Annotated in this window: 2 protein-coding genes (1 of these 2 only partly in view); both read left to right on the top strand. The window is 71.3% G+C overall.

Annotated features, from left to right (window positions below; translation table 11 throughout):
* Complete coding sequence (locus tag AOZ06_RS60245; protein ID WP_157233244.1) at positions 1–10923, top strand: type I polyketide synthase; 10923 nt, start codon at positions 1–3, stop codon at positions 10921–10923.
* Positions 10913–14021 carry the beginning of a type I polyketide synthase gene (locus AOZ06_RS60250; protein ID WP_054291793.1) on the top strand. The gene runs 15245 nt beyond the window's last position, so the window shows 3109 of its 18354 coding nt (coding positions 1–3109); the start codon lies at positions 10913–10915; its stop codon lies beyond the right edge, outside the window. The genes AOZ06_RS60245 and AOZ06_RS60250 overlap by 11 nt, the downstream gene beginning before the upstream one ends.

A 14021-nucleotide genomic window follows, 5' to 3' on the forward strand; every position in this document is an offset into this window, starting at 1 on the left:
ATGTCTGTGGGCGAGTCGTTTTCCGCTGCGCTCATTCGGAACCCGATCGCGGTCGTCGGGATTTCCTGCCGGTTTCCCGGTGCGGACGGACCCGCGCGGTTTCGGCGGATGCTCGTGCGCGGGGAGCACGCGATCAGCGCGCCCCCGGACGGCCGCTGGGCCGGGGACACCGGGCTTGAGCGGCCACAAGGCGGGTTCGTCGACCACGTCGACGAGTTCGACCCCGGCTTCTTCGGGATCTCGCCGAAGGCCGCGGCCGCGATGGATCCCCAGCAGCGCCTGGCGCTGGAACTGAGCTGGGAGGCGTTCGAGGACGCGGGCATCCTGCCCGGCGGCCCGGCCGGCGTGTTCGTCGGCGCCGTCGCCGACGAGTACGGCACGCTCCTGCGTGACCGCGGCGAGGCGGGGCAGCACGATTTCACCGGCACACAGCGGGGAATCATCGCCAACCGGGTGTCCTACGTCCTTGGCCTCAGTGGCCCGAGCATGGTCGTCGACGCAGGTCAGGCGTCCTCGCTCGTCGCCGTTCACCTGGCCGCGCGGAGCTTGGCGACCGGCGAGTGCCGGGTCGCCCTGGCCGGTGGCGTGAACCTGAACCTGCTCGCGCGGACCACACGCACGATCGCCGCCTTCGGCGGGCTGTCGCCCGACGGCCGTTGCTACACCTTCGACGCGCGCGCCAACGGCTATGTGCGGGGTGAGGGCGGCGGCGTCGTGGTCCTCAAACCGTTGGCGGACGCGATCGAGGACGGCGACCGCATCTACGGCGTCATCGCGGGCAGCGCGGTGAACAACGACGGCGGCGGACCAGGTCTCACCGCGCCGGACCAAAGCGCACAGGAAGCCGTGCTGCGCGCGGCTTATGACGCGGCTGGTGTCGCGCCTGGTCAGGTGGACTACGTCGAACTGCACGGAACCGGGACACCCACAGGCGACCCGGTGGAAGCCGCCGCGCTGGGTGCCGTGCTCGGCCGTGGCCGCGCCGCCCCGCTGCCGGTCGGCTCGGTCAAGACGAACATCGGCCACCTCGAAGGCGCTGCGGGGATAGCCGGGCTGATCAAGGCGCTGCTGATGGTCCGGTATCGCGAACTGGTGCCGAGCCTGAACTTCGACGTGATGAATCCGCACATTCCACTTGACGAACTGAATCTGGTCGTTCAACGACATGACGAAGTACTGGCGCGTTCCTTGGTCGCCGGAGTCAGTTCATTCGGAATGGGTGGGACAAACTGCCACGTCGTCGTCACCGGCCCGCCGCGGGAGCGGCCGTCGAGCGTACGTGAAATACCCTCGGTCCTGCCGTGGGTTCTGTCGGCGCGAACACCGGAAGCGCTCCGGGAGGTGGCGGCCCGGCTCTTGCGCGCCGATGCGAATCCGCTCGACTTGACATACTCCCTCATTACTCACCGTATTCGCTTTTCGCGTCGGGCGGTGGTTCTGGGTGATCGACAGACCGTGATCGCCGGGCTCGCCGCCTTGGCGGACGGCCGCTCGGCGCCCGGCGTGGTGACGTCCGAAGTCGCTGACATACCCGCGGATGTCAGCGACGAGCTCAAGCGCATGGCCGAGGCCGAGGTGCGCGGCGAGGCGGTGGACTGGTCGCCGGTGGTGCGCGGCGGTGTGCGGGCGGACCTGCCGACGTATCCGTTCCAACGCAAGCGCTACTGGGTCGACGATCCCGCCCCGGTGGCCGACCGGCCCGCGGACCGGCGCGACCTCGTCGGCTTCGTGCGCACGCACACCGCGAGCGTGCTCGGGTACGCCGACCCAACCGAGGTCGACCCGGCGCTGACGTTCAAAGAACTCGGCGCCGACTCCTACCTCACGGTGAAGCTGCAGGACAACCTGGAGACGGAACTGGCCGTCGACTTGCCGGTCAAGGTCCTGTACGACCACCCGACGCCCAAGGACCTCGCCGCCCACCTCGCCGGTCTGCGCGGCACCGCACCGGACGCGCCGCAGCGGGCCGAGGTGCGGGAGCACGAACCGATCGCCATCGTCGGGATGAGCTGCCGGCTGCCGGGTGGCGTGTCCACACCGGAACACCTGTGGCAGTTGCTGGCAGACGGGGTCGACGCGATCTCGGAGTTCCCCGCCGACCGCGGCTGGGACACCGACGGCGGGTCAGGCGGGTTCCTGCACGACGCGGCCATGTTCGACGCCGGCTTCTTCGGCATCTCCCCGCGTGAGGCGCTGGCGATGGATCCGCAGCAACGGCTGCTGCTGGAAACGTCGTGGGAGGCACTGGAACGTGCCGGGGTGGTGCCGGAGTCGTTGCGTGGCACCAGGACAGGCGTTTTCGTCGGAGCGATGGCACAGGACTACGGCCCGCGCCTGCACGAGGTCACCGGAGAGTCCCAGGGGTACGCGCTGACGGGCAACTCGGTCAGCGTGGCCTCCGGCCGCGTCGCCTACCTGCTCGGGTTGGACGGCCCGGCGGTCACGGTGGACACGGCGTGCTCGTCGTCGCTGGTGGCGTTGCACTGGGCGGTCCGGGCGCTGCGCTCCGGTGAGTGCTCGCTCGCGCTGGCCGGGGGCGCGGCGGTGATGGCCAATCCCGGGATGTTCGTCGAGTTCGCCAGGCAGAGCGGGCTCGCGCCGGACGGCCGCTGCAAGTCGTTCGCCGCCGGTGCCGACGGCACGAGCTGGGCCGAAGGCGCGGGAATGCTCGTACTGGAACGGTTGTCCGACGCTCAGCGCGCCGGGCACGAAGTGCTGGCGGTGATCCGCGGTTCGGCGGTCAACTCCGACGGCGCGTCCAACGGCCTGACCGCGCCGAGCGGTCAGGCGCAGCAACGCGTGATCCGGCTCGCGCTGGCCGACTCCGGCCTCGAACCGGCTGATGTGGACGCTGTCGAGGCGCACGGCACCGGCACCAGGCTCGGTGACCCGATCGAAGCCGGGGCGTTGCTCGCGACGTACGGGCAAGGCCGCGCGTTCCCGTTGTTGCTGGGCTCGGTGAAGTCGAACCTGGGCCACACCCAGGCGGCAGCGGGCGTGACCGGTGTGCTCAAGGTGGTGCTGGCGCTGCGGCACGCCGAGCTGCCGCGAACCTTGCACGCCGACCGGCCGTCACCGCACGTGGACTGGTCGTCCGGCGCGTTGTCCCTGGTGACCGAGCCCAGTCCGTGGCCGCGGACCGGTCGTCCCCGGCGCGCCGCGGTGTCCTCGTTCGGGATCAGCGGGACGAACGCGCACCTCGTCCTCGAACAAGCCCCGCAACAGCAGGACACATCGGCTGAAAGGGGCCCGGCGCCGTGGATCCTGTCGGCGAGATCCGTGGAAGCGTTGCGCGCCAAGGCCGCGGACCTGGCCACCCTGGACCGGGCCGACACCCGCGATGTCGCGTACTCGCTCGTGACGACCAGGTCCGCGTTGCCCTACCGCGCGGTGGCGGCGGGGCCGGACGAGTTGCGCCGGCTCGCGGACGGCGGCGGCGAGATCGTCTCCGCGGGAGACCCGGGAGACCCGGTGTTCGTGTTCCCCGGGCAGGGCACGCAGTGGGTGGGGATGGCGCTCGCCCTGGCCGGGCAGGCACCGGTGTTCCAGGCACGGCTGGCGGCGTGCGCGGCGGCGCTGAGCGAGTTCGTGGACTGGGAGCTGACCGAGGCACTGGCCGACGAGGCGCTGCTGTCCCGTGTGGACGTGGTGCAGCCCGCGTTGTGGGCTGTGATGGTGTCGTTGGCGGCGTTGTGGGAGTCCTGTGGCGTGCGGCCGTCTGCCGTGATCGGGCATTCCCAAGGGGAAATCGCGGCTGCTGTGGTCGCCGGGGCGTTGTCGCTGGCGGATGGCGCACGCGTGGTCGCGCTCCGCGCGCAGGCACTGGCCGACCTGCCGGGCGACGGCGGAATGGTCGCCGTCGCGGCGAATGTGGACCAGGTCCGTGCCCGGCTCGACGGACGGCTGTCGATCGCCGCCGTGAACGGGCCGTCGGCCACTGTCGTGTCCGGTGACCGGGAGGCGCTGGCCGCTCTGGTGGAGGCCGATCCGGACCGGGCGCGGTGGATCCCGGTGGACTACGCCTCGCACTCGGCGCACGTCGAACCGATCCGGCAGCGGCTGCTCGACGCACTGGCCCCGGTCACCGCGCGGGCCGGGCGTGTGCCGTTCTACTCGACGCTGCGCGGAGCGCGAATCGACACCAACGAACTCGATGCCACGTACTGGTACGACAACCTCCGGCACACCGTGGTGTTCGAACAGACCAGCCGCACGCTGATGGCCGACGGGCACAAGCTGTTCATCGAGATGAGCCCGCACCCGGTGCTCACAGGCGGGCTCACGGATCTCGGGGCGGCCACCGCCGGATCGCTGCACCGCGACGACGGCGGCCTGGACAGGTTCCTGCTGTCGGTCGGACAGGCCTACGCGCACGGCGCCAGCCCGGACTGGGAGGCGGTGTTCCCCGGCGCCCGGCGCGTGCCGTTGCCGACGTATCCGTTCCAGCGTAAGCACTTCTGGCTCACCACTGCCGGTGACCGCAGCGTGACCGCTGTCGAGCGGCTGCGGCATTCGGTCACCTGGGAGGCGCTGCCGCGACCCGAGCAGGCGGTGTTGACGGGCCGCTGGCTGCTCATCGGTCCCGACGATGAGCTCACCGCGAGCTGCGCTGCCGCGCTCACCGCCCATGGCGCGGAGGTGGTACGTGACCGCGGCGGCTCGCTCGACGGTGTCGTGTCACTGCTCGGCACCGCGGAGGACACGCTTGACCTGCTGCGATCTGTCGACGCGCCCATGTGGTGCGTGACGCGCGGCGCGGTGTCCACGGGCACGGCCGACCCGGTGCGCGCACCGGCCCAGGCCATGGTGTGGGGTTTCGGGCGTGCTGTGGCGTTGGAACGCCCGGACCGCTGGGGCGGATTGGTCGACCTGCCGGGCGAGTTCACCCCTGCCGCCGGGGCGTTGCTCGCCGCGGTCCTGTCCGGCGCGACCGGCGAGGACCAAGTGGCGATCCGCGACGACCGGTTGCTGGGCCGCCGCCTGACACCAGGAGCGCCTGTCGTCCAGGACGGGCCGGAATGGCGGCCTCGGGGCACAGTGCTGGTGACCGGTGGAACCGGTGCGCTCGGGGTGCACGTGTCACGCTGGTTGGCGCGTCGCGGTGCCCGGCACCTGGTCCTGACCAGCCGCAGCGGCCCGGCCGCGCCCGGGGCCGACGACCTGGTCACGGAACTGGCCGAGCGGGGAACCCGCGTCACGGTCGTCGCGTGTGACATCGCCGATCGCGAGTCGCTGGCCGCCTTGCTCGACGAACACCCCGTCGACGCCGTGGTGCACGCCGCCGGTGTCCTGGCGGAGAGGGAAACCGCCGAGCTGACACCCGCCGAACTGGCGACCGTCCTGAGTGCCAAGGCGACAGGCGCGTCCCTGCTGCACGAACTCACCGCGGACCGGCCGTTGTCGGCGTTCGTGCTGTTCTCGTCCGGGTCCGGCATCTGGGGTGCGGCGCGGCAGGCCGCCTACGGCGCCGCCAACGCCTACTTGGACGCGCTGGCCGAGTACCGCCGAGGTCTCGGCCTTCCCGCCACCTCGGTGGCGTGGGGTGCGTGGGCGGGCAAAGGAATGGCCGCCGAGCAGGACTGGGAAGCGATCGGCATGACGCCCATGCGGGCACCGGCCGCGCTGGCGCAGCTGGGCTGGGCGTTGCGCACCGGGCAGAGCAGTCTCGTGGTGGCGGACATCGACCGGGACAGGTTCGGCGCGGTGCTCGGCGTTGCTCGCCGGACGTCCTTGCTGGGCAGGGCGACCGGAGTTCGGCCGCAGCGGTCCGATGTGGACTTCCTCGCCCTCGTCCGGGCCGAGGCCGCCGCGGTGCTCGGGCACGACGACGCCGCCGCGGTCGAACCGGACCGTGGCTTCCGCGACCAGGGGTTCGAGTCGCTGACCTCGGTCGAACTGCGCAACCGGCTCGCGGCGGCGACGGGCGCCGTTCTGCCGACGACGGTCCTGTTCGACTACCCGACACCGCGGCTGCTGGCCAGGCGCCTGCGGGGCGACGGTGGGCGTGTCGCCACGGTCGCGCGGACGAACCCGGTGGACGAGCCGGTCGCGATCATCGCGATGAGCTGCCGCCTGCCCGGCGGCGTGCGGACACCCGACGACCTGTGGCGAATCGTCGCCGACGAGGTCGACGCGCTGGGCGAGTTCCCGGCCGACCGCGGCTGGGACCTGCGCTCGTTGCGGCGCGACAGCGTCACCCGGTACGGCGGATTCCTCTACGACGCCGGTGATTTCGACCCGGCTTTCTTCGACATCTCGCCCCGCGAGGCGACCGCGATGGACCCGCAGCAGCGGGTGACGCTCGAGGTCGCGTGGGAGGCGTTCGAACGGGCGGGCATCGACGCCGAGTCGTTGCGCGGCACCCGGACAGGCGTGTTCATGGGTGCGATGACCCAGGACTACGGCCCCAGGTTGCACGAGGCGGACGCCCTCGGCGGGCATGTGCTGACCGGCAACACCGGCAGTGTCGTGTCCGGTCGAGTGTCCTATGTGTTCGGGCTGTCCGGTCCATCGCTCACTGTGGACACCGGGTGTTCGTCGTCGCTGGTGGCGTTGCACTTGGCGGCGCAGGCGCTGCGCGGTGGCGAGTGCTCGCTCGCTCTGGCGGGCGGTGTGACGGTGATGTCCGAGCCTGGCGTGTTCCTGGAGTTCTCCCGGCAGAACGGCTTGTCCCCGGATGGCCGCTGCAAGTCGTTCGCGGGTGCGGCGGACGGCACCGGCTGGTCGGAGGGCGCGGTGACGCTGGTGCTGGAGCGTCTGTCCGACGCGCGGCGCAACGGCCATGAAGTGCTGGCCGTCATCCGTGGTTCAGCGGTGAACTCCGACGGCGCGTCGAACGGCCTGACCGCGCCCAACGGGCTGGCGCAACAGCGTGTCATCGAGGACGCGTTGGCCTCGGCGGGTCTGCGGCCCGGTGACGTGGACGCCGTCGAAGGGCACGGCACCGGCACTGTGCTGGGTGACCCGATCGAAGCCGGTGCGCTGCTGGCAACCTACGGCAGGGACCGCGCGCGGCCGTTGCTGCTGGGCTCCCTGAAGTCCAACATCGGTCACACCCAGGCCGCGTCCGGCGTCGCCGGGCTGATCAAGATGGTGCAGGCGCTGCGGCACGGCCTGCTGCCCAGGACGCTGCACGTCGACGAGCCGTCCCCGCACGTGGACTGGGAGTCCGGCGCGGTCCGGCTGCTGACCGAACCGACCGCCTGGCAGCCGGCGGAGGGGCCGCGGCGCGCCGGGGTGTCCTCGTTCGGGATCAGTGGCACCAACGCACACGTGATCATCGAGGAAGCGCCTGACGCGCCCGACATCCCGGCACCGGCTGAGCGGCCGGTGCCATGGGTGGTGTCCGCTCGTACCCCGGAAGCCCTGCGCGCTCGCGTGGATCAAGTTCTGTCTGTTGTGGACACAGTGCACCCTGTGGATCTGGCGTTCACGTTGGCCGGACGCACGTCCTTCGAGTACCGAACTGTCGTGACGGGGGACCCGGCCGCCGCAAGGTCCGAGGTGGCCGCCCAGGCCGACGCCAGGATTGTGTTCGTTTTCCCCGGTCAGGGTTCGCAGTGGCGGGGCATGGGCGTGGATCTGATGCAGCACAGTCCGGTTTTCGCGCAGCGGATGCGAGAGTGCGCCGCCGCGCTGCGCCCCTACGTGGACTGGGACCTCGTCGAGGCCTTGTCGGACAAGGCGATGCTGGCCCGGGTAGACGTGGTCCAGCCCGCGCTGTGGGCAATGATGGTGTCGCTGGCCGCGTTGTGGCAGTCGTACGGTGTCGTACCGGACGCGGTCGTGGGACACAGCCAGGGCGAGATCGCGGCGGCTGTGGTCGCGGGTGGCTTGTCCTTGGACGACGCCGCCCGTGTGGTCGCGTTGCGTTCCCGGGCGCTGATCCCGCTGGCCGGGCTCGGTGGCATGGCGGCGGTGCCGGTGGCGCCCGCGGATGTCACCGGGATGATCCGGCCGTGGGGCGATCGGCTGTCGATCGCCGCGACCAACGGCCCCGCGTCCACTGTGGTCGCCGGGGACGCCGAGGCGATCGGCGAGTTCGCCGACTCGGACGACCGGGTGCGCCGGATCCAGGTCGACTACGCGTCACACTCGGCTCATGTGGAGCGGATCCGCGACCGGCTGGCAGCCGACCTGGCTCCGGTCGACCCGGTCAGCGGTGACATCGCGTTCTATTCCGCCGTGCTCGGCGAACGCGTCGACACGTCCACACTGGACGCGGAGTACTGGTACACGAACCTGCGCGAGCCGGTCCGGTTCGACCAGGCGGTGGACGCCGCCGTGGCAGCCGGACTCTCGCTGTTCGTCGAGGTCAGCGCGCACCCGGTGCTGACGACCGCGCTGGCCGACACCGAAGCGGCCACGGTCGGGACCCTGCGCCGCGGCGAGGGCGGACTGGAGCATTTCCTCCGCTCGGCCGGGCAGGCCTACTGCCACGGCGCACCCGTGGACTTCGCACCCGCGCTTGCCGGTGGCAGGCACGTGGATCTGCCCACGTACCCGTTCCAGCGGGAAAGGTTCTGGCTCAGCCCCAGCCGCACAGGCGAACGCACGGCCGGGCACCCGTTGCTGGACGCGGTCGTCGAACTGGCCGGCCGGGACGGGCTGGTGCTCACCGGCCGCGTCGACCTCCAGCGGCAACCGTGGCTGGCCGACCACGCTGTCGGCGACACGATCCTGTTCCCCGGCACGGGAATGCTGGAACTCGCGCTGCACGCGGCCGGCCTGCTCGGCGAGTACCGGGTGGACGAACTCACCATCACCACGCCGCTCGTGCTCACGGACGCCGAGGCCGACATCCAGGTCGCGGTCGACAACCTCCGTGTCACTGTCCACTCGCGACGACCAGGCGAAGGGTGGACCGAGCACGCGACCGGTCTGCTCGCCGAGCCCGGCCAGCCAGTGCGGCCGATGACGTGGCCGCCTGACGCCGACGTCGCCGACACTGGGGATCTCTACGAGCGGCTGGCCGCCGCGGGCTACGGCTATGGGCCCGCGTTCCAAGGAGTTCGGCGTGCCTGGCGGCGCGGCGACGAGACATTCGCCGAAGTCGCGGTGCCTGCGGAGGTGGACGGATTCACGTTGCACCCAGCGTTGCTGGACGCCGCGCTGCACCCGATGGTCCTGGCGGGCGGCGTGGACCGGGTGCGCCTGCCGTTCGCGTGGAACGACATCACGCTGCACAGCAGGGCAGCGGCGCGGCTGCGAGTCCGGATCACCCAGCTGGGCAAGGACGCTGTGGCCGTACACGCGACCGACGGCCAAGGAAATCCGGTTGTCACCATCGGCAAGCTGACCTTGCGGGAAAGCACGCTGAGCACAGGTTCACTACTACGCCCGGACTGGGCGCCCGCGACAACGGCGTCAGACGACACCGATGTCGTCGTGGAACACGTTCTCGGCCCGGACGTTCCCAACGTGGTGCGGGAATGGCTGGTCAGAGCACAGGAGTGGGTGGCGAGACCAGCGGACACCCGCCTGGTCGTGGTCACCCGCACCGGCGACCTGGCGGGAGCGGGAGTCCGCGGCCTGATCAGATCCGCGCAGTCCGAACACCCCGGCCGGTTCGCCCTCGTCGAGACGGACAGCTCGGACATCCCGGCCGAGGCGTTGCGGAGTACCGAACCCGAACTCGTGGTGCGTGACGGGAAACTGTTCGTGCCACGGCTGGTGAAGGCATCCGGCGGCGAGAAGGTCACGCTGGACGGCACGGTCCTGATCACAGGTGGCACCGGCACGCTCGGCACGCTCGTCGCCCGGCATCTCGCGTCGAACCACGACGTGCGCCGCCTGGTGCTGGTGAGCCGCAGCGGCGGTACGCCACCCGGGCTGGACTGTGAGGTCGATGTCGTGGCGTGCGACGTGTCCGACCGGTCAGCCGTGGCACAGCTGCTGACGAGCATCGACGATCTCAGGGCGGTCGTGCACACAGCGGGCGTCGTCGACGACGGCGTGCTGGAGTCGTTGACCCCTCGGCAGCTCGACCGGGTGCTGCGCCCGAAGGTCGTCGCAGCGACACACCTGGACGAGCTCACCCGCGACCGCGACCTGGCCGCGTTCGTGCTGTTCTCGTCGGCCGCCGGAGTCCTGGGCACGTCGGGCCAGGCCAACTACGCCGCGGCCAACGTCTGCCTCGACGCACTGGCCGTGCGCCGCAGGTCCCACGGCCTGCCTGCGACGTCGCTCGCCTGGGGTTTCTGGGACCAGCGCACCGGGCTGACCGAACACCTCGACGACACCGACGTGCACCGCCTGGCCCGCCTCGGCCTCAGCCCGCTGTCCACGGAGGCCGGACTGGCGCTGTTCGACATGGCGCTCGGCGTGGACGAACCGGTTCTCGTCCCGCTCGGACTGGACCCCGCGCGACTGGCGACCGGTGATGTCGCACCGGCTTTGCGTTCGCTGGCGCCGAAACGGCCGATCCGCCGGACCGAACGGCGACTGGCCGACGTGCCGGAGCCCGACCGGCCGGAGGCCGCGCTGCGCCTGGTCCGCACCGAAGCCGCGGCCGTTCTCGGCCATGCCGACCCCGCACGCGTACGCGCCGGGCGGCCGTTCCGCGACCTCGGGTTCGACTCGCTCACAGCGGTGGAACTGCGCAACCGGCTGTCGGACGTGACCGGGCTGCGGCTGCCCGCGACGGTCGTGTTCGACCACCCGACTCCGGTCGAGCTGGCCGACCGGCTCGTGGCCGGGCTCAGGCCGGACGGGACGCCGCCGGTGCTGGCCGAGTTGGACCGGTTGGAGGCGAGCATGGCCGGTGAGCTGACGGCCGACGTGCGCGAAGTGGTCCTGCGGCGACTGGCTGTGCTGGTGGGCGCGCCGCAGCCCCAGGCAGCGGATCTGGCGGACGCCAGCGACGACGAACTGTTCGACATCATCCACAACGAGTTCGGGCGGGGGCTTCCGGATGGCCAATGAGGACAAGCTCCGCGATCACCTGAAGTGGGTCACCGGTGAACTGCGGGCGGCCCGTCACCAGCTGGCACGGTTGCAGGAGCGCGAACCCGTCGCCATCGTGGCGATGAGCTGCCGGTTCCCCGGTGGCGTGCGGTCCCCGGAGGACCTGTGGCGGCTGGTCGGCGACGGCCGTGACGCGATCACGGACTTCCCGGCCGACCGGGGCTGGGACATCGAGCGGATGTACGACCCGGACCCGGACCAGCGCGGCAAGACCTACGTGCGGGCAGGCGGGTTCCTGCACGACGCGGCCGACTTCGACGCCGGGTTCTTCGGCATCTCCCCGCGTGAGGCGCTGGCCACGGATCCGCAACAGCGGCTGTTGCTGGAAACGTCGTGGGAGGCGCTGGAGCGGGCCGGGATCGACCCGATGTCGGTGCGCGGCAGCGCGACCGGTGTGTTCGCCGGGATGATGTACCACGACTACGGCTCGCGGATCACCGAGATACCGGACGGCCTCGAGGGGTACGTCAGCAACGGTAGCGCGGCGGGGATGGCCTCCGGGCGCGTCGCCTACACCCTGGGGCTGCAGGGCCCGGCCGTCACCGTGGACACCGCGTGTTCGTCCGCGCTTGTCTCGGTGCACCTGGCCGTTCAGGCGTTGCGGTCCGGCGACTGCACGCTCGCGTTGGCCGGTGGTGTCACGGTCATGTCGACGCCACGGTTGTTCGTGGAGTTCAGCCGTCAGCGCGGGCTCTCTGCTGACGGCCGATGCAAGGCGTTCTCCGCTGACGCCGACGGGTTCGGGTCGTCCGAGGGTGCAGGCATGCTGTTGCTGGAACGGCTGTCGGACGCCCGGCGCAACGGACATCCGGTGCTGGCGGTCATCCGTGGATCCGCGGTCAACCAGGACGGCGCGTCCAACGGCCTGACCGCACCGAACGGGCCCGCGCAGGAACGGGTCATCCGGGCCGCGTTGGCGGACGCGCGGCTCGAACCGTCTGATGTGGACGCGGTGGAGGCGCACGGCACGGGGACCACGCTCGGCGACCCGATCGAAGCACACGCGTTGCTGGCGACCTACGGCCAGAACCGGGACCGTCCACTGTGGCTGGGCACGGTGAAGTCCAACATCGGCCACACCCAGGCGGCCGCGGGTGTCGCGGGTCTGATCAAAGCAGTGATGTCGTTACGCCACGGTGTCCTCCCGCGGACTCTGCACGTGAACGAACCGACACCGCACGTGGACTGGGACTCCGGTGCCGTGCGGCTGCTGACCGAAGACCAGCCGTGGCCGCAGACCGGGCGACCGCGCCGGGTGGGCGTCTCCTCCTTCGGGGCCAGCGGCACCAACGCCCACACCGTGATCGAGCAGGCCGCGGCCGAGGACGTGCCCGACGCGCCACCGGTGGGTGGTCCGGTCGCGTGGGTGCTGTCGGCACGAAGCGACCAGGCTCTGCGAGCCCGGGCCCAGCAGCTGATGTCCTACACGGACCGCAACCCGGTGGACGTCGCCTATTCGCTGGCTCGCGGAGCCGCGCATGACCTGCGTGCGGTCGTCGTGGCGCGGGACGCGGCCGGATTCCGTGTGGGACTGGACGCCGTCGAACAGGGCGTGGCCGCCGAGCGCGGCCGTGTCGTGTTCGTGTTCCCCGGTCAGGGTTCGCAGTGGCTGACCATGGGGTTGGAGTTGATGCGCGACAGCCCGGTGTTCGCCGGGCGGATGCGGGAATGCGCTGCGGCGCTGGCCGAGTTCGTGGACTGGGACCTGGTCGGCGTTCTGCGCGACGCGGATCAGCTGGCCCGGGTGGACGTCGTCCAACCGGCGCTGTGGGCGGTGATGGTCTCGCTGGCGGCCGTGTGGGAGTCGTTCGGTGTCGTCCCGGACGCGGTCGTGGGGCACAGCCAGGGCGAGATCGCGGCGGCTGTGGTGTCCGGCGGCTTGTCGCTGACCGACGCTGCCCGAGTCGTGGCGTTGCGGTCGAAGGCGTTGGTTGGCCTGGCCGGGCGGGGCGGGATGGCCGCGGTTTCACTGCCGTCGGCGCAGGTCGAGCAGATGATCTCGGGATGGGGCGACCGGCTGTCGATCGCCGCGGTGAACGGCCCCACCGCCACTGTGGTCGCCGGTGACGCGGACGCCATCGGCGAGTTCGTGGCGTCGGACGACCGCGTCCGCCGGATCGCGGTCGACTACGCCTCCCACTCCGCCCACGTGGACGAAATCGCCGCCGTGCTGCACACCGCACTGGCCCCGATCACCCCGCTGCCCCCGAGGATCGCGTTCTACTCCGAGGAACGCGATCCGGTGCTCGACGCGGCCTACTGGTACCGCAACCTCCGCAACACGGTCCGCTTCGACCGGGCCGTGCGGACCTTGCTCGCCGACGGGCACACCACGTTCATCGAGGTCAGCCCGCATCCGGTGCTCACCAGTGCGCTGGCCGACACCGACGCGCGGGCAACGGGGACGCTGCGGCGTGACGATGGCGGTCTCGACCGGTTGCTGGCGTCCGTGGGGGAGGCGTACACGCACGGTGCCGCCGTGGACTGGGCTCCGGTGACGGCAGGCGGGCGCTGGGTCGATCTGCCGACGTATCCCTTCCAGTACCAGCGTTTCTGGCTCGACCCGGCCGAGCGGCCGACGTCCGCGTCCACCGCGCACGCCCTGCTGGAGTCCAGCGTCGAACTGGCACGCGACGGCGGCCTGCTGCTCACCGGCAGGCTGTCGCTCCGGTCGCACCCGTGGCTGGCGGACCACGCGGTCGACGGCGTCGTCCTGGTGCCCGGAGCCGCGTTGCTCGAACTGGCCTTGCACGCCGGATCGCTCGTCGGAGCGGGCACGGTCGACGAACTGACCTTGCACCAGCCGCTCCTGGTGCCCGAGCACGGCGGGATCCGGATCCAGCTCGCTGTCGGCAGCCCGGACCGGTCCGGTCACAGGCCTGTGGTGCTGCACGCACGCCTGGACGACGAAACCGACCGGCCATGGGCCGAACACGCCTCCGGGCAACTGACCCCGCGCAGCGGCGATGCCGCGGTGCTGACCGAGTGGCCACCGGCAGGTGCCCGTGCGGTCACTGTGGACGACCTGTACGAACGGCTCGCCGACACGGGTTTCC

This window comes from Kibdelosporangium phytohabitans (assembly GCF_001302585.1).
GTDB classification, from domain to species: Bacteria; Actinomycetota; Actinomycetes; order Mycobacteriales; family Pseudonocardiaceae; genus Kibdelosporangium; species Kibdelosporangium phytohabitans.